Consider the following 18,541-nt stretch of genomic DNA (forward strand, 5'->3'; position numbering starts at 1 on the left):
TCACCCGTTCCGGCAAAAACACTGTAATTATGTCAGTATTCCGTCACTGGCTCCACAACAGATGACAGCGCGCCCCTGCTTGTGCCAGGCTATCAGACAGAAAATAAAGGAGAAATCATGACAATTACCCGTATCGACCCTGAACATCGTATGTCTGAGGCCGTAATTCATAACGACACCGTCTATTACACCAGCGTGCCGGAGAATCTTGACGCCGATGCTGAGGCACAGACCGCTAACGCACTGGCCGTTATTGATGCGCTGCTGACGCGTGTCGGCTCTGATAAGAGCAAAATCCTTGATGCGACTATCTTTCTGGTTGAAAAAGCGGACTTTGCGGCCATGAACCGCGCCTGGGATGCCTGGGTATCACCTGGCAATGCGCCCGTACGCTGTACCGTGCAGGCCGGTCTGATGAACCCGAAATATAAGGTCGAAATTAAAATTATTGCGGCGCTGTAATCGCCGCATCGGGCGTCAGACCTCTTCGTCCTCGTCGTCGAAACGCGCCCGGATCTGCTCACCCTGATGCGTCTGGCGGATCTCCTGCGCGACCTGCGCAATCGCCTGTCCACTGGACATGCCGCCAGCCATCAGCTCCTGGATACGTTCAACCGCCTGCTGCTGCTGCTCATGGGAAAGTGCCGGTAAACCTGTAAACATAATTCACTCCTGATTGTAAGGCGGGCATTATTCCATGCGGAACAAACAGGTGCCAGCCGGGAAAAAATATGCCAGGCTAGCGCCCTCATTGACGTCTGAATCTCGCTGGATAATGGTCTCAACGCTCAGTCTACACTATACCCCGGATGCGCTCAGCGCGCGTTTCGCGCTGCTGTCTCATTTGCCCTGGGCCATGCTGCTCACATCTGGCCACGCCGATCATACGGATAACCGCTTCGATATTTTGACTGCCGATCCTCGCGCGACTCTGCTCACGCAGCACGCTGTCACCACGGTGGCAACAGCCGATGGCGTGCAGCACTCCGGAGACGATCCGCTACAGCTGCTGCAGCAGCAATGCGATGCGCTGGGGTCGTCTCCTGCTCCCCGTGACGATTTGCCCTTTCAGGGCGGCGCGCTTGGCCTGTTTGGTTACGATCTTGGCCGCCGCTTCGAAACGTTACCGCAGCAGGCGGCCGATGACCTCGCCACGCCAGATATGGCCGTCGGGATTTATGACTGGGCGCTGATTGCCGATCATCACTTACAGCGCCTGACGCTGGTATCCCTCGGTGATGTACAGGCACGGCTGCGCTGGCTGATGCAGTGGCCCGATCGCGACGCGGTCCCCTTTCGGCTGACCAGCGACTGGCAATCGAATCTCAGTTACAGCGACTACGCCAGACGCTTTCACGCCGTGCAGGCCTATATACAGGCGGGTGACTGCTATCAGGTTAATCTGGCGCAGCGCTTTCAGGCGAGCTATCAGGGCGATGAATGGCTGGCGTTCTGCCGTCTGAATGCGGCGAACCGCGCCCCGTTTAGCGCATTTTTACGTCTGCCTGACAGCGCTATCCTCAGCCTGTCACCGGAACGCTTTCTGTCGCTGAACGGCGATCGCATTGAAACCCGGCCGATCAAAGGCACGCGGCCGCGCTCAGCAGAGGCGGAAACCGATCGCCTTGAAGCCCTGGCGCTGGCTCACTCCGCAAAAGATCGGGCTGAAAACCTGATGATTGTCGATTTGCTGCGCAATGACATTGGCCGCGTTGCGGTCCCTGGCTCGGTCAGCGTACCAGAACTCTTTGTGGTGGAGCCGTTTCCGGCGGTGCATCATCTGGTCAGCACCATACGCGCCCGCCTGCCAGACACTCTGCACGCCAGCGATCTGCTGCGCGCCTGTTTTCCCGGCGGGTCGATCACCGGTGCGCCAAAAATCCGGGCAATGCAGATCATCGATGAACTGGAACCGCATCGCCGAAACGCCTGGTGCGGCAGCATTGGCTATCTCAGCCTGTGTGGTCGCATGGATACCAGCATTACCATTCGCACGCTGATCGCTGAACGGCAGCAGCTCTTCTGTGCTGCGGGCGGCGGCGTAGTAGCCGACAGCGAACTGGACGCGGAATATCAGGAAACCCTGCATAAACTCAGCCGCATTTTGCCCGCGCTTTCTGGAGAGACCGAATGACGCCGCTCACGCTTGACGCTTTCGTCACCCGTTTTATGCTGCAACAGCCAGAGAAGCCGCAGCGGCGTCCGGCTGGCCGCCAGGCGGCCGTGCTGGTGCCAGTGGTTGCGCGCGACGCGCCCGGCTTACTGCTGACGCGTCGCTCGCGTGAACTGCGCAAGCATGCAGGTCAGGTCGCGTTTCCAGGCGGCATGCAGGATGAGAGCGATATCTCGCTGGTCGCCACCGCGCTGCGCGAGGCGCAGGAAGAGGTGGGCATCGATCCCGCTGAGGTAAAGGTCATTGGTCAACTCGCCCCGGTTACCAGCAGCACCGGTTTTCGCGTTACGCCAGTGGTTGGCATTATCTCTCCGGAGATCAAACTGCAGATTAACCCAGATGAAGTAGAGAGCGCCTTCGAAATGCCGCTGGAAGAAGCGCTGCAATTAAATCGCTATGCTTCGCTGGAGACAGAGCGTGCCGGACTGCGCCATCCGGTCTGGCTGTCGGTCTATCAGGACTACCTGGTCTGGGGCATGACCGCCGGCATTATTCGATCGCTGAGTCAGCAAATCGCGTTCTAGCGCCCGTTTTTATCTTTCAGCTGACATACCATGTCCCGTGGCATTGATAATGCCAGGATAACTATTTCTCGTCTGAATAATTAGTTTATTTCATGCGAAAAGAGACTTATTTCCCCTGCCCGACGATTACTATTAGCGCCATAAACTGCCCCGGCAGTAATAATAATTTATTTGTGAGGAGTGTCGCCTGTGATTAGCGTTTTTGACATGTTCAAAGTGGGCATCGGCCCATCGAGTTCCCATACCGTGGGACCGATGAAAGCAGGTAAGGAGTTTGTCGACCTGCTGACTGAACAGGGCAAACTTCAGGCGGTGACGCGCATCGCTGTGGATGTCTATGGCTCACTGTCACTGACGGGTAAAGGTCACCATACCGATATCGCAATCATTATGGGTCTGGCAGGGGCCTCCCCGGCCACGGTTGATATCGACAGCATTCCCGCTTTTATCCGGGACGTTGAGCAACGCGAACGGTTGCTGCTGGCAAACGGCGCGCATGAAGTCGATTTCCCGCGCGAAGGCGGTATGGTATTTCGCAGCGAAAACCTTTCGCTGCATGAAAACGGCATGCGCCTGCTCGCCTTCGCGGACGATCTGCTGATCCTGAGCAAAACCTACTACTCCGTGGGCGGCGGCTTTATCGTTGACGAAGAGCATTTTGGCCAGTCAGCCCTGGATGAGGTGAGCGTGCCCTGGCCTTTCCACTCAGCTAAAGAGCTGCTGGCGCACTGCCACGAAACCGGCCTGTCCCTTTCCGGGCTGGTGATGAAAAATGAACTGGCGCTGCATTCGCGCGATGAGATCTACGCCTACTTTACGGACGTGTGGCAGACCATGCAGGCCTGTATCGATCGCGGACTGAATACCGAGGGCGTGCTGCCAGGTCCCCTGCGCGTGCCACGTCGTGCTGCGTCGCTGCGGCGCTTGCTGACCTCTTCCTCTAAGCACTCTAACGATCCCATGAACGTGATCGACTGGGTCAATATGTTTGCCCTGGCGGTTAATGAAGAGAATGCTGCGGGCGGACGCGTCGTCACGGCCCCAACGAACGGGGCCTGCGGTATCGTGCCTGCCGTGCTGGCCTATTACGATCACTTTATCGAAACCGTCACGCCCGATATTTTTATTCGCTATTTTCTGGCCTCCGGCGCGATCGGTATCCTTTATAAGATGAATGCCTCGATTTCCGGCGCGGAAGTAGGCTGTCAGGGTGAAGTAGGCGTGGCCTGCTCAATGGCTGCCGCTGGGCTGGCTGAGCTGCTGGGCGGCAGCCCGGAACAGGTTTGCGTCGCGGCCGAGATTGGCATGGAGCACAATCTTGGGCTGACCTGCGATCCGGTGGCGGGTCAGGTGCAGGTGCCCTGCATCGAACGTAACGCTATCGCGTCAGTGAAAGCGATCAACTCGGCCCGTATGGCGCTGCGCCGGACCAGCGAGCCACGCGTGTCGCTCGATAAGGTGATTGAAACCATGTATGAAACCGGTAAAGACATGAACGCCAAGTATCGCGAAACCTCTCGTGGCGGACTGGCCATTAAAGTTCAGTGTGACTAACGCTCTTGCACTGTCTACTTTTCGTTCAGTTGTGGGTGAACAAGTTTTCAGACCTACCTCATCACGCAGAATAACGATAGAGTAAACTTTCACGCGACCTTTTCAGGTCGCGTCGTTTTTTCAGAACCGCTTTTTTATGAAGCATGGCTAAACCTTAGCTGCGCCATGCCGATAACAGTCCCGTTATCCGGGCTTTAATTGAGTATGTGGAAGGTGGTTACTGATGCTTTTGGCCCAGCAATATGTTGGACAGTTTCGCCGTAAGCGATTATTCGTCGCGTTGGTGATCGCCGCTGTGGTGCTGATTCTGACGCTGGCTTTTCGTTTTATCGAAGAAAAATCGCGTATCGAACAGCAGTCGCTCGATTTCGCCGATAACGCTATTCAGCGATTTGACCGTATGTTTTCACCGCTTGACGTGTCGGCGAATAACACGCTGGGGCTGGTTGGCGTGCCCTGCCAAAACGTGCGCTTTCCCCTTATCGAGAAAATATCAGCGCTGCAAACCGTACGGGCAATTTTACTGGTTGATAACGACACCATTTATTGCTCAAGCATCTATGGGCCACGTGCCATTCCCTTTAGCCAGACCTATCCTGAGCTGGCGATTAATAATCAGCGCATGATGCTCTCTACCGATAATTATCTGCTGAAGGGGTCGCCGATTCTGCTGCTGTGGACGCCTAAATCGCTCGATAATCGCTCCGGGATTTTGCAGGTCATAAATATTGAACTCATGAGCACTTACCTGCTGGAACCACAGCTGCCGTGGGTGGAGCGCGCCATCTTTAACGTCGGCGGAGAGAGTCTCGAATATGGCAATCCGCTAATCGAACCCGCGATGCCATCAGACGATGAAGTCAGCTACGATCAGGCTTCACTGCGCTATCCTTTTACCATTACGCTGTATGGCCCTTCCCCGTCCCGGCTGGCCATGGCCACCCTGCCTTCGCAGCTGCCGCTGGCGCTGCTGTTGAGCTTGCTGATTGGCTATATTGTCTGGCTGGCAACGGCAAACCGCATGAGCCTGAGCTGGCAGATCAGCTACGGGATCACCGCAAATGAATTTATGGTCTACTGCCAGCCCTTGATCAACGCGCGGAGCGGTAACTGTGACGGCATTGAACTGCTGCTGCGCTGGCATAATGCGCGTCAGGGCTGGATCCCGCCTGACGTCTTTATTCCGCTGGCGGAACGGCAAAACCTTATCGCACCGCTGACGCGTTTCGTCATCGACAAAGCAGTGGCGCAGCTGCCTAATTTACCGCAGTGCCCGTCGTTCCACGTTGCCATCAACGTGGCCGCCAGCCATTTTCGCGATCGTGCCATCGTCGACGATTTACAACAGCTCTGGTGGCCAGCCCACCCGCTGCCGAAACTGATCGTGGAGCTAACGGAACGCGACGCGCTGCCCGTAGTCGATCAGAATGTCATTGCGCAGCTGCACAGCATTGGCGTGCGGCTGGCGATTGATGATTTTGGCACGGGCCACAGTTCACTCTCTTACCTGAAAGATTTACAGCCGGATGTGTTGAAGATCGACAAGATTTTTACTGCGGCTATTGGCACCGATGCGATTAATGCCACGGTGACTGATATGGTGATCTCTCTGGCGCAGCGGCTGAACATCAGCCTGGTAGCCGAAGGGGTCGAAACCGCTGAGCAGGCCGACTACCTGCGCGAACGCGGTGTGGATCTGTTGCAGGGATATTTTTACGCGCGCCCGATGCCCATTGAGGATTTTCCTGCCTGGCTGATGCAGCATCAGGCCTCCCTGACCGCATAAGCGTCAGTCTTCTGTCTGTGCGTTATGCAGAAGGCAGCCGCTGACAATCAGCGTCTCGCGAAGCAGAAATGACAGAAGCGGCCCTGAGCGATCAGACAATCGCTTCTGCTGTTTTCCTCCTTGCCTGTCCCGGCAAAGTAAAACGGCGCCGCAGCGCCGTTTTTTTACTAGACCTCGTCTTCATCCTCGTGCGGCTTATCTTTGGTGACGCGCACCAGATCGACACGGTAATCGGTCGCCTGAAGAATAGTGAAGTGCAGCGGCGGCAGATCAATAACGTCGCCAGGCAACGGCAACTGCCCTTTCTGGCCGATCAGCAACCCTGCCAGGGACGCATGATCTTCATCTGGATTCACCAGATCGTTTACATCAAACAGCTGCTGTAGCGAATGGAGGTCGGTTCCCCCCTTCACAATCCAGCCATCGCCATCAGCGACAATATCCGGGGTTTCATCTTCATCCGGGAACTCGCCAGCAATAGCTTCCAGCACGTCGAGCGGGGTAATCAGACCCTGCACTACGCCGAACTCATTCGTTACGATAACAAAGCTGCCTTTGGCACGACGCAGCACACCAAGCAAGTTGATCGGGTCCAGCGTCTCCGGGACGACAATAGCCGGCGAGGTGGCGGCAAAGGTTGCCACATCCATACCGTGCTCAATCGCCACCAGCAGCTCCTTCGCGCGCACCACGCCGATTATCTCATCCAGCTCCCCTCGACAGACCGGGAACAGGCTGTGCGGCGTATCCAGTAGCTGAATACGGATCTCATCCAGCGGACGCTCCGCGTCTACCCAGGAGATTTCACCGCGCGGCGTCATAATGCTGCGGATAGAGCGCGAGGCCAGCGTCAGCACGCCATTGATCATATAGCGCTCTTCATCCTTAAAGGCCTCCTGCGGGATAGCCACAGCCAGCGGTGACTCTTCACTGATGGCCGGCTGCGCCGGACGCTGACGCCCGCCCATCAATCGTAAAATTGCCTCGGCGGTTCGCTCGCGCATCGGGCGATGCGCCTGATGACGCATAAAATTGCGGCGCGCAATCTGGTTAAACAGCTCAATCAGGATCGAGAAACCAATCGCTGCATAGAGATAGCCTTTAGGAATATGGAAGCCAAACCCTTCTGCCACCAGCGACAGACCGATCATCAGCAGGAAGCTGAGGCAGAGCACCACAACGGTCGGGTGCGCGTTAACAAAGTTGGTCAACGGCTTAGAGGCCAGCAGCATCACACCCATCGCAATCACCACCGCCGTCATCATCACCGGCAGATGGTTGACCATTCCCACCGCCGTGATAACGGCATCAAGTGAGAAGACCGCATCCAGTACCACAATCTGCATCACCACGGCCCAGAAGCTGGCGTAGCTGCGGTTCCCCTGCTGCTCCAGCTGACGGTTTTCCAGCCTCTCATGCAGCTCCATCGTTGCCTTGAACAGCAGGAAAAGTCCGCCGATCAGCAAAATCAGATCCCGGCCTGAGAAGCTAAAGTCACCTACGCTGAACAGCGGACGCGTCAGCGTGACCATCCACGATATCAGCGACAGCAAACCCAGGCGCATAACCAGCGCCAGCGACAGGCCAATCAGCCGGGCTTTGTCACGCTGCTTCGGCGGCAGTTTGTCGGCAAGAATGGCAATAAACACCAGGTTGTCGATGCCAAGCACGATTTCCAGTACGACAAGCGTTAATAAGCCGGCCCAGATTGAGGGGTCGAAGAGAAATTCCATCATTGACTCCTGAACGAGAGACAGATTGAACGATATCGTGTCAGCATCTTCAGACGTGACAGAGAGGCAATCGGGTGAAATACAGAAACGCCGTCAGGCGTGGGAGAAAGCGCAGCAGCGCGCATCAAAGTGATTAAGCGACGTCGGTGACGATCCATAAAGGTGGGCTGAAACCCGTTACTCCTGAGTAATAAACAGATCGCTAATGTATCAGGACGGTAAAATAGGTCAAAAAATTTTCTTTCATTTACAAATGATTCAACCTTTATCCCTTGGTAAAAAATCACCCTGCTTTCCTGCTGGGCCGTCCGATTACTGACAACCGTCACATAAAATATTTTTTCGCGCACTAAAATAAATCGCGACTCACCGGTTCAGGTAACACGCCTGAAAATGACCTGCTTATACAGATGATTTGACTACGTTGTCAGCGGATAACCGTAGCGATAACGCATAACGTTTCGTCGACTCCAGGCGAATCTCTCTAGCAAACGGAGGTAGCAAGTGACCATTGCAATAGTAATTGGTACACACGGCTGGGCAGCCGAGCAACTGCTGAAAACGGCAGAGATGCTGCTGGGCGAGCAGGATAATGTGGGATGGATCGACTTCGTCCCTGGTGAAAATGCAGAAACACTTATTGAGAAATATCAGACGCAACTGACAAAGCTGGAGACGTCGAAAGGTGTACTGTTTTTAGTGGATACCTGGGGTGGCAGCCCGTTTAATGCAGCCAGCCGCGTCGTACTGGATAAAGAGAATTACGATGTTATCGCCGGGGTTAATATTCCAATGCTTGTCGAAACGCTGATGGCGCGCGACGACGATCCCGACTTTGCCGACCTGGTGGCGATTGCCGTTGAAACTGGCCGGGAAGGCGTTAAGGCACAAAAAACCCCACTCTCCCCGCCGCCTTCCTCCCCTGCCGCGGCACCAGCCGCAACACCGCCCCAGGCCCCGGCTACCCCGCTGGCCCCAGGCGAACATATGAAAATCGGTCTGGCGCGTATCGACGATCGCCTGATTCACGGTCAGGTAGCCACACGCTGGACCAAAGAGACCAATGTTTCGCGCATTATCGTGGTGAGTGATGAGGTAGCAAAGGATCACGTGCGTAAAACGCTGCTGACGCAGGTGGCCCCGCCAGGCGTTACGGCGCACGTGGTGGATGTCGACAAGATGGTTCGGGTGTGGAACAACCCTAAATATGGACGCGACCGCGTCATGCTGCTGTTCACCAACCCGACTGACGTGCTGCGCGTGGTGGAACAGGGCGTGGAGATTAAAACGGTGAATATTGGCGGCATGGCGTTTCGCCAGGGGAAAACCCAGGTCAACAATGCTGTATCGGTCGATGAAAAGGATATTGCTGCGTTCCGCAAGCTGAACGAACGCCATATTGAGCTCGAAGTCCGAAAAGTTTCCAACGATCCAAAACTGAAAATGATGGACCTGATTGCGAAGGTCAACGCGTAAAAAGCTGCCGGCTGCGCCTGTAGGCCAGTTCACGCTATCCTGCTGAGGAGAAGGGATATGATGGAAATAACCTCGCTACAAATTCTTTTAATATTTATCGTGGCCTGTATAGCGGGTATGGGGTCGATTCTGGATGAGTTCCAGTTTCATCGTCCGCTGGTGGCCTGTACCCTGATTGGGGCAGTACTGGGCGATATGAAAACCGGCATCATCATTGGTGGTACGCTGGAGATGATCGCCCTGGGCTGGATGAACATCGGGGCGGCTGTCGCGCCCGATGCGGCACTCGCCTCAATTATTTCCACTATCCTGGTCATTGCCGGAGGCCAGAGCGTCGGTGCCGGTATCGCGCTGGCGATTCCGCTGGCTGCGGCCGGTCAGGTTCTGACGATTATCGTGCGTACGATCACCGTGGCTTTCCAGCACGCAGCTGACAAAGCCGCAGAAAAAGGTAACCTGACAGCAATCTCCTGGATACACGTATCCGCGCTGGTGCTACAGGCGATGCGTATCGCCATTCCCGCGCTGATCGTGGCGATTTCTGTCGGCACCAGCGCCGTTCACACCCTGCTCAGCTCCATTCCTGAGGTCGTCACCAATGGTCTGAATATCGCTGGCGGTATGATTGTCGTGGTGGGCTACGCGATGGTTATCAACATGATGCGCGCGGGCTACCTGATGCCCTTCTTTTACCTGGGTTTTGTCACGGCCGCCTTTACCAGTTTCAATCTGGTCGCGCTGGGGGTTATCGGTGTGGTAATGGCCGTGCTCTATATCCAGCTGGCACCAAAATATAACCGTGTGGCAGGCGCACCTGCGGCGGGCCCGGCAAATAACGATCTCGATAACGAACTCGACTAAGGAACAGGTGACAACATGGTTGATACATCAACAACGCAAAAGAAACTCACCCCGGGTGACGTGCGCGCCGTGTTTCTGCGGTCTAATTTGTTCCAGGGCTCGTGGAACTTTGAGCGTATGCAGGCGCTGGGCTTCTGCTTTTCCATGGTGCCGGTCATTCGTCGTCTCTATCCGGAGAATAACGAAGCGCGCAGACAGGCAATCAAGCGCCATCTGGAATTCTTCAACACGCATCCTTACGTCGCTGCGCCAGTGCTGGGCGTGACGATGGCGATGGAAGAACAGCGCGCTAACGGCGCAGAGATTGATGATGGTGCAATAAACGGGATCAAGGTGGGCCTGATGGGCCCGCTGGCAGGTGTAGGTGACCCTATCTTCTGGGGAACGGTGCGCCCGGTTTTCGCTGCGCTCGGTGCCGGTATCGCAATGAGCGGCAGCCTGCTCGGGCCACTGCTGTTCTTTGTTCTGTTTAACCTGGCGCGTTTGCTGACGCGCTATTATGGCGTGGCCTATGGCTATCGCAAAGGGATTGATATTGTCAGCGACATGGGCGGGGGTTTCCTGCAGAAACTGACGGAAGGGGCGTCCATCCTTGGCCTGTTTGTCATGGGGGCGCTGGTTAATAAGTGGACGCACGTTAATATTCCGCTGGTGGTATCACGTATTACCGATCAGACGGGCAAGACCACTGTGACCACCGTGCAGACCATTCTCGACCAGTTAATGCCAGGCATTGTGCCGCTGTTGTTGACCTTCGCCTGTATGTGGTTACTGCGCCGGAAGGTCAACGCGCTGTGGATTATCGTGGGCTTCTTTGTGATTGGTATTTTTGGCTACTGGATCGGCCTGCTTGGCCTGTAGTCCCCTCTCTGCCGGGCGTGCTGCGCCCGGCAGTTTCTCTTGCTGGAGACAGTGATGACTCTCACGGATGGCCTTATCGCGCTCTGCATCGCCGCGCTGCTGCTCTTTGCCCTCTATGACGAAGCGATCCTGCCGCGCCGTAAAGGGCCGACGCGGCTACGCGTGGCACTACGTCGCAGACATAAAATCGACAGCCTGATTTTCATCGGACTACTGGGCATTTTATTATGGAATAACGTCACGCATCAGGGGCCACAGCTGACCACCACCCTGCTGATGGTACTTTGCTTTTTGGCGTTCTGGCTGTTCTGGCTGCGCCGCCCCACGCTGCTAATGAAAAACGCAGGGATGTTCTACGCGGGCGCCTGGGTCGATTATGCCCGCATTCAGCATATGAATCTTTCTGAAGATGGCGTTCTGGTGATGCAGCTGGAAACGCGCCGCCTGTTGATCGCCGTACAGCAACTTGACGATCTGGAACGCATTTATCATACGCTGATCGAGGCGCGCTAATCGCGTCGCCACAGTGTCAGACGAAAATCAGCATCGCATTCAAAGTTTTTTGACGCCTGAAGTTCCCCCCACACGGAGGGCCTGGCTCGCCAGGCAAAAGGTGTCATCTGCAGCAGCGTTGCTGCGGCCTCCCCGCTCAGGTTCATGGTGTAGCGTAACGACTGGTGACTCTCTTCACTGAAGCCGTCGTAACGCTTCTCTTCCGGTAAGTGGGGCTGCACTTCGCGGTAAATAAGCGCTTTAAACTGTTGCAAATGCCAGGCACCGGGCGTGACGGTCAGCAACACGCCACCGGGCCTGATAACCCGCGTCAGTTCAGCTTCATTGCAGGGCGCATAAATACGTATCACCGCATCCAGCGAGGCATCGGCAAACGGGAGCCGCTGGCTGGATGCCACGCAAAACTGTACATCCGCATAGCGTTTTGCTGCCAGACGAATGGCATTCTTAGCAATATCGAGTCCGTAAACCCGTGCGCCCAGCGCACTGAGGGCCGAGGTGTAGTAACCCTCACCGCAGCCGATATCCAGCAGCGCACTGGCATCGGGCAGCCTCTCACGCAGCAGCGCAACAACACCGTCACGCAGCGGCTGATAGTGGCCAGCCTGCAGGAATTCGCGCCGTGCCTGCATCATCTCTGCGCTGTCGCCAGGCTCACGCGAGCCTTTATGCTGAACGGGCAACAAATTAATATAGCCTTCTTTCGCCTGATCGAACTGATGGCGATTTTCACAGCGCCAGCTGCGGTTTTCCGGCTGCAAAGCGTGGTGGCACAGGGGACAAATCAGCGACATACGGACTCCATTAACAAGACGCGCCGCAGTGTAACCCGTTCGCTGACGTATCGAAAGCGCAATGAAAAAGCCCCGGTCAGATGACCGGGGCTTTACAGATTCGTTTTCAGTGGTGCATGGCACCGAGCTGGCACGAAATCAGATAGCGGTTACGTTGACAGCAGCCGGGCCTTTCTGGCCGTCCTGAATTTCGAACTCAACGCTTTGGCCTTCAGCCAGAGTTTTAAAACCATTGCCCTGGATTGCAGAGAAGTGTACGAACACGTCTTTGCTGCCGTCAGCAGGAGTAATAAAACCAAAACCTTTAGACTCGTTGAACCACTTAACCTGACCTTTAATCTTTGCCATTTTGCAAATTCCTTAGAGTGTTTATTTTGCCCGGAGGCTGACCTACAGAGAAACCAGAGACGTTACTGCATGAGGCACTAATTAAGGTTCGGCAAGGAAGCGGTATTCAACGTCAACGTTTTTACTCGTAACTTCTTTACTGAAGATGCCATACATAAACAGAACTGTACCTCGTTTGACCCACGAATTGTTATCACATATTCGTAAATTAATGGCAAGGCATTTTTAATCGGCCATGGATATAGTGCACAAAATTTGCGAAGCCCAGATGCACTTTGTTCACTTTGGTACATAACCTGACCGTTAGTAGCCTAAAAAGCATTATCCATCAACTTACCAGCGATACGAATAACTGTAGCGGATACTGCATTCCTCGTCCAACCTGTACAGTGTAACAGTTTAATCTGCAGAAAAAGTATTGCATAAATATGGCGTTAATTTTTTCTAACCCAGGCGGCAAAATTTAAACACTAACGTTTTTTTCTTTCACCGGGCGCGATGCAACATCTTTGCCTGGCACCAGCGGCAATTACTTTTGCACCAAAATCAGGAAAAAAAATTCGCTGTGCGCTAAATAAAAGCAGAGCAATATAAATTGCTTATTACCATTTATTCTTTGATTCTGATTAAAACATCTCATGATACTCCAGCGCTGCTACAGGGATTACGCTCGTGCTTTAGGATTTTTCCTGGTCAATATTCTTCAGGCCCCGGCTCTCGCCTATTCTCCACGGCCTAAAGGTGCCCTTATCCTCTCCCCTGCGCTTAATTGCGCGCATTAATTCTGCTGGAGGTTCATCAAGCGATTCATCTGCCAGTTCGAATACTCCCCAGTGAACAGGAATGGTTAAGGGCTGACCGATATGCTGCCACAGCGATACCGCCTGGTCAGGATCCATATGGCTGGTGGCCATGAACCATTTTGGTGCATATGCGCCAATCGGCAATGCTGCCAGGTTAAATGGACCCAGCCGGCGAGCGATCTCGGTCAGATTATCGGAATAACCGCTGTCGCCAGAGAACCAGAAATTCAGCGTCTCGCTGCGAATGACCCACCCACACCACAGCGAGCGATTACGATCGTAGAGCGTGCGCATGCTCCAGTGGCGCGCCGGAACAGCAGTCAGCGTCAGCCCGGCATCATGGTGGCTTTGCCACCAGTCGAGCGGCGTGATATGCCGCGCGCCGCGACGCCTCAACCAGTTTTCCATGCCCAACGGCACCACAAACGTGACCTCAGGAAAACAGCGAATAATACGCTTAACGGTGGCGAGATCGAGGTGATCATAATGATTATGCGAAATCAGCACATAGTCGAGTCGCGGCAGCTGGGGGATGCGCAGCGGTGCGGGCGATTTTCGTTTGGGGCCAGCAAACGGCAACGGTGACGCGCGCGTTGAGAGCGCCGGATCGATCAAGACGTAGCGCTGGTTCAGGCGCAGCAGCATCGCCGCATGGCCCAGCCACCAGACGCGGTCGTCACTGCCGGAAAGATCGGCAGGATGCCACCAGCGCGCGGTAAACTCTTCATAGCCCGCCTGGGGCGGAAAGGGTAAACCCTGCGCCTTACGTGCTTTACGCCAGCGCTCAACATCACCTGGCTGACGCGGGTCGGGCTCAAGATTGCGGAAACCTTCTGGGGTATGGTGCGCCTTACTGGCATCATACCAGGGATTTTGCCAGGCCATGTCGCCTCGTTGCGGTAATAAGGAAGATTAACGTTCCGGGATCAGGCGAATAAAATCGCGCTTCTCTTCAGGGCTCTGCTGATCTTGCGCACTGCTCTGGCTCTCAACCAGCTTACGCAATAGCGTATTCTGTTTTTTCTGCTCATCCAGGAGCTGATTCAACAGCGCAATCTGTTCGCTGGCGCGCACGCTGGCGCGATTCACAAAAAACCAGGCGATCAACGCCATAACAATAATGATTGCCAAAACGCCATAGTTAAACAGCGGAGCGGAGGATGCGGCTAACTCATTCATAACTGCCTCAACATCGAATATCTGTCTGTCGGGACGATTCTACCTGCTGCGAGTAGCGCTGACCAGGCGATGCGTAAGAATGCAGAATTCCCTGAACAGGTCGTTTTAAGCAATCTCTGATCGCTTCGGCAGGCAAAGCGAGGCAAGCTACTCATATTACAGGCAGCAGCAAAATGAGGACAGCTGCGTTGTGTATCACATGGAGACAAAATGAAACTGATTTTCCGGACGATGATTCTGCTTGCTGTGATCTGGGTTGCTATGCTGTTTACCGGCTATGGCGTGCTAACTGGCAGCACAAAAAACGCTGCCGGTCTTGGCCTGCAGTGTAGCTACCTGACGGCGCGAGGTGTGATTACCGCTCAGTATCTGCATACCGACAGTGGGGTAATTGGCGTGACGGGATGTCCACTGCTCAGGAAGAGCGCCGAGGTGATCGATAACTGAATGAAGCGGGCTTCTGCCCGCTTGTACTCAAAATGGGTAGTGGTGGTAGCCCATCTCATCGGACAGAGTGCGTGCCGCACGATGCAGCATGGCAACATAGTCGCTTTTTGCCTCTTCAGAAAAACGAATCGTCGGGAACGAAATGCTCAACCCGGCGATAACCACACCAAAGCGGTCAAAAACCGGCACGGCAATGCAGCGCAGCCCTTCTTCCTGCTCTTCATTATCTTCGCCAAATCCCTGCGCCTTTACCTGGTCCAGCACCTCAAGCAGCGCCTCGCTGCTGGTAAGGGTATTTGCCGTACTGCGCTTGAATTCAACCTCTTTCAGGATGTCATTCACCTCTGCCCGATCGCGCCAGGCAAGCAGCACTTTGCCAATTGCCGTGGTATGAAGCGGATTGCGGCGTCCGATGCGTGAATACATGCGAAGATTGTAGAGAGAGTCAATTTTATGAATGTAGACGATACTGTCCTCTTCCAGCGCCCCAAGGTGAATTGTCTCCTTTGTCAGCCGGGACAGCTCGCGCATCTGCACGTCAGCGCTGCGGATAAGATCCACATTCTGTAACGCTTTCGCACCCAGCTCAAACAGCTTCAGGGTCAAAGAATATTTCTCACTCTCCCCTTCCTGGGTCACATAGCCCAGCGATTTCATGGTCTGTAAAAAGCGATAAACGGTGCTCTTTGACATCATGACGCGCTGTGCCAGTTCCGTAATGCCGTGATCGCGCTCTTCACCAAGCGCCTGCAAAATGCCGAACACCTTCATTACGGAGGAGACGGCATCAGGTTGTTTGTCGTTTTCACTGGCGGCCATAGAGCACCCTTTTTGAAATTGTTTTAATAAAATCGGAACAGAAGACCAATATAGCGCGTCGCCCCGTGCTCTACCATTGCCTGTCACCGCTGAAGAGAAATCATGCATTATTTTCGCTTAAAAACGATGCGTTTTCACAGCGAATTCATTAGCATGGTGATATTCACCCTCTTTATTTATTCAATTATGTCTCCGACCCCTTATCAGGACGGGCTTCCCGTTCCACAGCGTTACGGCGCGATTTTTACCATTGCGCTGGGCATTATGATGGCCGTGCTTGATGGCGCGATCGCTAACGTGGCGCTGCCGACAATAGCGCGCGAACTGCACGCCAGCCCGGCAGAGTCTGTCTGGATTGTTAACGCTTATCAGATTGCGATTGTTGCGTCTCTGCTGTCGCTCTCGTTTCTTGGCGATATGCTGGGTTATCGCCGCGTTTATCAGGTCGGGCTTGGCCTGTTTATTCTTACCTCTCTGTTCTGTGCCCTCTCCTCTTCCCTCTCCATGCTTACGCTGGCACGCGTGCTGCAAGGCTTTGGTGGCGCGGCACTGATGAGCGTGAACACGGCGCTGATCCGCATCATCTATCCACAGCGCTATCTGGGACGCGGCATGGCGATTAACTCGCTGGTGGTGGCGGTCTCCAGCGCCGCCGGGCCAACGGTTGCCGCAGCCATTCTCTCCATCGCCAGCTGGAAATGGTTGTTCCTGATTAACGTGCCGCTGGGCGTGATCGCGCTGTGGCTGGCGCTACGCTTCTTGCCGGATAACAGCCAGAAAGCAAAGTCGCAGAAGTTCGACGTGCCGAGCGCCTTAATGAACGCTCTCTTTTTCGGCCTGCTGATTTACACGCTGACCGGCTTCTCTCAGGGGCAAAACCTTACGCTGGTGCTGGCTGAGGCGATCGTGCTGGTGGTGGTGGGCGGCTTCTTTATCCGTCGACAGCAGCGCATGACGGTTCCCCTGCTGCCTGTGGATCTGCTGCGAATCCCGCTTTTTAGCCTGTCGATCTGCACTTCAATCTGCTCTTTTTGCGCGCAGATGCTGGCGATGGTCTCACTGCCCTTTTTCCTGCAGAACGTGCTGGGCCGCGATGAAGTCGCCACCGGTTTGCTGCTGACGCCCTGGCCGCTGGCGACCATGGTGCTGGCACCGATTGCGGGACGGCTGATTGAGCGCATTCATGCAGGCCTGCTGGGTGGGCTGGGGCTGGCGCTGTTCGCCGCCGGGCTGTTCCTGCTGGCCATGCTGCCAGCGCAGCCACAAAATGCGGATATCATCTGGCGCATGGCGCTGTGCGGTGCCGGATTTGGTCTGTTCCAGTCACCCAATAACCATACCATTATCTCCTCCGCGCCGCGCAATCGCAGCGGCGGTGCCAGCGGGATGCTGGGCACGGCGCGCCTGCTGGGTCAGAGTAGCGGGGCCGCACTGGTGGCGCTGATGTTTAACATGTTTGATCAGAGCGGCACGCACGCCTCGTTGATTCTGGCTGGACTCTTTTCCAGCCTTGCCGCGCTCTTCAGCCTGTCACGTCTGTCGCAGAAGCGCGCCACGGCGCAGTAATAAAAAAGGCGACTCCGGGGAGTCGCCTTTTTATCAGCCTGACGCTTACTTCAGATACTGACCGCTACGCAACGCTTCGATGCGCTTGTCCAGCGGTGGGTGTGACATAAAGAGTTCGCTCAGCGACTTGTTTTTACCGTTGATACAGAACGCCATCATGCTGCTCGGCTCCTGCGGCTCGTAGCTGGTTTTCAGGCGCTGCAGGGCGGCAATCATTTTCTCCCTGCCCACCAGCTTCGCCGAACCTGCGTCAGCGTGGAATTCACGATGGCGTGAGAACCACATAGTGATAATGCTGGCAAGAATACCAAACACCAGCTCCAGCACCGTTGCCACCGCAAAGTAGACCAGTGGATTACCGTTGCTGTTCTCTTCGCCGTCGCGATTGCCTGACAGGAAGCCGGACGCCACCTGCGCGATAATACGCGAGATAAAGATAACGAAGGTGTTCACAATGCCCTGAATCAGCGTCATCGTCACCATATCACCATTGGCGATGTGCGCGATCTCATGCGCCAGCACCGCTTCGGCTTCATCGCGGCTCATGTTTTGCAACAGACCCGTGGAGACCGCGACCAGCGAGGCGTCGCGCCGCGCGCCGGTCGCAAAGGCGTTGATATCTGGCGCATGGTAGATAGCAACCTGCGGCATAGCGATACCCGCCTGCTGTGCCTGCTGGCTCACTGTCTGCATCAGCCAGCGTTCCGTTTCGTTACGGGGTTGTTCAATCACTTCACCACCGACCGAGCGCAATGCCATCCACTTCGACATCAGCAGTGAAACAAACGCACCGCCAAAGCCAAACAGGCCTGCCATAATCATCAGGCCCTGAACACTGCTTGACCGGATCCCTGTCAGGCTGAGGATCAGCCCAAAGACCAACATCACAGCCAGGTTGGTCACCAGGAAAAGAGCAATACGCATCATAAAGGTTAATCTTCCTCAGTTGTTCACGCGCTTGCTGCGCGGATCCCTATCCTAGGGTCATCACGGCGCTTTTCAAGCGACCTTAATCTTTAAGTGCCTAAAAAGACATAACTTTACATTTAGTCATGCTTCCGCTGGCTGCGGCGTTTTCCGCTGCCTGTTTTGCAGACAGCCGCC

General features: G+C 55.1%; 20 protein-coding genes. 11 read left to right on the plus strand and 9 right to left on the minus strand.

What is annotated here, in order from left to right; genetic code table 11:
* Positions 1-117: 117 nt before the first annotated feature.
* On the plus strand, positions 118-462 hold the full coding sequence (locus tag HP564_RS04830) for a RidA family protein (protein WP_081142588.1): 345 nt from the start codon (positions 118-120) through the stop codon (positions 460-462).
* Between the two features lie 15 nt (positions 463-477).
* Here HP564_RS04830 and HP564_RS04835 read toward each other — a convergent pair whose 3' ends face one another.
* The gene (locus HP564_RS04835; protein ID WP_371240773.1) at positions 478-663 is read right to left on the minus strand and encodes a YoaH family protein; all 186 of its coding nucleotides are present in this window, start codon (positions 661-663) and stop codon (positions 478-480) included.
* Between the two features lie 109 nt (positions 664-772).
* Here HP564_RS04835 and pabB point away from each other — a divergent pair, with 109 nt between their 5' ends.
* The 4 genes from pabB (at position 773) to HP564_RS04855 (ending at position 6,037) form a co-directional block, all read left to right on the plus strand.
* A complete protein-coding gene (gene pabB, locus HP564_RS04840; RefSeq protein ID WP_371241964.1) occupies positions 773-2,134 on the plus strand; it encodes an aminodeoxychorismate synthase component 1 in 1,362 nt (453 codons plus the stop codon).
* Complete coding sequence (locus HP564_RS04845) at positions 2,131-2,697, plus strand: CoA pyrophosphatase (protein WP_371240774.1); 567 nt, start codon at positions 2,131-2,133, stop codon at positions 2,695-2,697. The genes pabB and HP564_RS04845 overlap by 4 nt, the downstream gene beginning before the upstream one ends.
* Positions 2,698-2,886: 189 nt before the next feature.
* Positions 2,887-4,251, plus strand: coding sequence for an L-serine ammonia-lyase (locus tag HP564_RS04850; RefSeq protein ID WP_371240776.1), 1,365 nt, complete (start codon positions 2,887-2,889; stop codon positions 4,249-4,251).
* A gap of 223 nt (positions 4,252-4,474) precedes the next feature.
* On the plus strand, positions 4,475-6,037 hold the full coding sequence (locus tag HP564_RS04855) for an EAL domain-containing protein (RefSeq protein ID WP_371240777.1): 1,563 nt from the start codon (positions 4,475-4,477) through the stop codon (positions 6,035-6,037).
* 167 nt (positions 6,038-6,204) lie between these two features.
* Here the strand turns inward: HP564_RS04855 and HP564_RS04860 are convergent, their stop codons facing one another.
* Positions 6,205-7,770, minus strand: a complete 1,566-nt coding sequence (locus HP564_RS04860) for a transporter associated domain-containing protein (protein WP_371241966.1) — start codon at positions 7,768-7,770, stop codon at positions 6,205-6,207.
* Positions 7,771-8,274: 504 nt separating this feature from the next.
* Here HP564_RS04860 and manX point away from each other — a divergent pair.
* The 4 genes from manX to HP564_RS04880 are packed head-to-tail and all read left to right on the plus strand — an operon-like array spanning position 8,275 to position 11,481.
* The gene (gene manX / locus HP564_RS04865) at positions 8,275-9,246 is read left to right on the plus strand and encodes a PTS mannose transporter subunit IIAB (protein WP_371240779.1); all 972 of its coding nucleotides are present in this window, start codon (positions 8,275-8,277) and stop codon (positions 9,244-9,246) included.
* Between the two features lie 60 nt (positions 9,247-9,306).
* A complete protein-coding gene (locus tag HP564_RS04870; RefSeq protein WP_371241967.1) occupies positions 9,307-10,107 on the plus strand; it encodes a PTS mannose/fructose/sorbose transporter subunit IIC in 801 nt (266 codons plus the stop codon).
* Positions 10,108-10,122: 15 nt separating this feature from the next.
* On the plus strand, positions 10,123-10,968 hold the full coding sequence (locus HP564_RS04875; RefSeq protein WP_371240781.1) for a PTS mannose transporter subunit IID: 846 nt from the start codon (positions 10,123-10,125) through the stop codon (positions 10,966-10,968).
* A 54-nt stretch (positions 10,969-11,022) separates the two neighbouring features.
* The gene (locus HP564_RS04880; RefSeq protein WP_371240784.1) at positions 11,023-11,481 is read left to right on the plus strand and encodes a DUF986 family protein; all 459 of its coding nucleotides are present in this window, start codon (positions 11,023-11,025) and stop codon (positions 11,479-11,481) included.
* On the opposite strand, the gene rlmA is transcribed toward HP564_RS04880, so the two are convergent.
* The 5 genes from rlmA to HP564_RS04905 all read right to left on the minus strand — a co-directional run bounded on the left by rlmA (position 11,478) and on the right by HP564_RS04905 (position 14,605).
* Positions 11,478-12,275, minus strand: coding sequence for a 23S rRNA (guanine(745)-N(1))-methyltransferase (gene rlmA / locus HP564_RS04885; RefSeq protein ID WP_371240786.1), 798 nt, complete (start codon positions 12,273-12,275; stop codon positions 11,478-11,480). The two genes, HP564_RS04880 and rlmA, sit on opposite strands and share 4 nt — an antisense overlap.
* Positions 12,276-12,413: 138 nt before the next feature.
* Positions 12,414-12,623: a transcription antiterminator/RNA stability regulator CspE gene (gene cspE, locus HP564_RS04890; RefSeq protein WP_003852684.1), complete on the minus strand. Its 210-nt coding sequence runs from the start codon at positions 12,621-12,623 to the stop codon at positions 12,414-12,416.
* An 81-nt stretch (positions 12,624-12,704) separates the two neighbouring features.
* Complete coding sequence (locus HP564_RS04895; RefSeq protein WP_370661853.1) at positions 12,705-12,779, minus strand: DUF2627 domain-containing protein; 75 nt, start codon at positions 12,777-12,779, stop codon at positions 12,705-12,707.
* A 521-nt stretch (positions 12,780-13,300) separates the two neighbouring features.
* Entirely contained in the window at positions 13,301-14,311 is a 1,011-nt protein-coding gene (locus tag HP564_RS04900; RefSeq protein WP_371240791.1) for an MBL fold metallo-hydrolase, read from the minus strand.
* Positions 14,312-14,338: 27 nt separating this feature from the next.
* Positions 14,339-14,605, minus strand: coding sequence for a YebO family protein (locus tag HP564_RS04905; RefSeq protein ID WP_371240793.1), 267 nt, complete (start codon positions 14,603-14,605; stop codon positions 14,339-14,341).
* Between the two features lie 210 nt (positions 14,606-14,815).
* On the opposite strand from HP564_RS04905, the gene HP564_RS04910 reads away from it, so the two are divergent.
* Complete coding sequence (locus HP564_RS04910) at positions 14,816-15,052, plus strand: YobH family protein (RefSeq protein ID WP_371240795.1); 237 nt, start codon at positions 14,816-14,818, stop codon at positions 15,050-15,052.
* 27 nt (positions 15,053-15,079) lie between these two features.
* On the opposite strand, the gene kdgR is transcribed toward HP564_RS04910, so the two are convergent.
* Positions 15,080-15,871 (minus strand): DNA-binding transcriptional regulator KdgR, encoded by a 792-nt coding sequence (kdgR, locus tag HP564_RS04915; protein WP_371240797.1) that lies wholly within the window; start codon positions 15,869-15,871, stop codon positions 15,080-15,082.
* A gap of 186 nt (positions 15,872-16,057) precedes the next feature.
* On the opposite strand from kdgR, the gene HP564_RS04920 reads away from it, so the two are divergent.
* Positions 16,058-17,437 (plus strand): MFS transporter, encoded by a 1,380-nt coding sequence (locus HP564_RS04920; RefSeq protein ID WP_371241969.1) that lies wholly within the window; start codon positions 16,058-16,060, stop codon positions 17,435-17,437.
* 45 nt (positions 17,438-17,482) lie between these two features.
* Here the strand turns inward: HP564_RS04920 and htpX are convergent, their stop codons facing one another.
* Positions 17,483-18,364, minus strand: a complete 882-nt coding sequence (htpX, locus tag HP564_RS04925) for a protease HtpX (RefSeq protein WP_371240799.1) — start codon at positions 18,362-18,364, stop codon at positions 17,483-17,485.
* Between the last annotated feature and the right edge of the window lie 177 nt (positions 18,365-18,541).

It is taken from the genome of Pantoea sp. KPR_PJ (assembly GCF_041386365.1).
GTDB lineage: Bacteria > Pseudomonadota > Gammaproteobacteria > Enterobacterales > Enterobacteriaceae > Pantoea.

Coding starts and splice junctions, on each gene's coding strand:
- HP564_RS04830 (WP_081142588.1), top strand. CDS start 118: ATGACAATTACCCGTATCGACCCTGAACATCGTATGTCTGAGGCCGTA.
- HP564_RS04835 (WP_371240773.1), bottom strand. CDS start 663: ATGTTTACAGGTTTACCGGCACTTTCCCATGAGCAGCAGCAGCAGGCG.
- HP564_RS04845 (WP_371240774.1), top strand. CDS start 2,131: ATGACGCCGCTCACGCTTGACGCTTTCGTCACCCGTTTTATGCTGCAA.
- HP564_RS04855 (WP_371240777.1), top strand. CDS start 4,475: ATGCTTTTGGCCCAGCAATATGTTGGACAGTTTCGCCGTAAGCGATTA.
- HP564_RS04860 (WP_371241966.1), bottom strand. CDS start 7,770: ATGGAATTTCTCTTCGACCCCTCAATCTGGGCCGGCTTATTAACGCTT.
- HP564_RS04870 (WP_371241967.1), top strand. CDS start 9,307: ATGGAAATAACCTCGCTACAAATTCTTTTAATATTTATCGTGGCCTGT.
- HP564_RS04875 (WP_371240781.1), top strand. CDS start 10,123: ATGGTTGATACATCAACAACGCAAAAGAAACTCACCCCGGGTGACGTG.
- HP564_RS04880 (WP_371240784.1), top strand. CDS start 11,023: ATGACTCTCACGGATGGCCTTATCGCGCTCTGCATCGCCGCGCTGCTG.
- rlmA (WP_371240786.1), bottom strand. CDS start 12,275: ATGTCGCTGATTTGTCCCCTGTGCCACCACGCTTTGCAGCCGGAAAAC.
- cspE (WP_003852684.1), bottom strand. CDS start 12,623: ATGGCAAAGATTAAAGGTCAGGTTAAGTGGTTCAACGAGTCTAAAGGT.
- HP564_RS04900 (WP_371240791.1), bottom strand. CDS start 14,311: ATGGCCTGGCAAAATCCCTGGTATGATGCCAGTAAGGCGCACCATACC.
- HP564_RS04905 (WP_371240793.1), bottom strand. CDS start 14,605: ATGAATGAGTTAGCCGCATCCTCCGCTCCGCTGTTTAACTATGGCGTT.
- HP564_RS04910 (WP_371240795.1), top strand. CDS start 14,816: ATGAAACTGATTTTCCGGACGATGATTCTGCTTGCTGTGATCTGGGTT.
- kdgR (WP_371240797.1), bottom strand. CDS start 15,871: ATGGCCGCCAGTGAAAACGACAAACAACCTGATGCCGTCTCCTCCGTA.
- HP564_RS04920 (WP_371241969.1), top strand. CDS start 16,058: ATGTCTCCGACCCCTTATCAGGACGGGCTTCCCGTTCCACAGCGTTAC.
- htpX (WP_371240799.1), bottom strand. CDS start 18,364: ATGATGCGTATTGCTCTTTTCCTGGTGACCAACCTGGCTGTGATGTTG.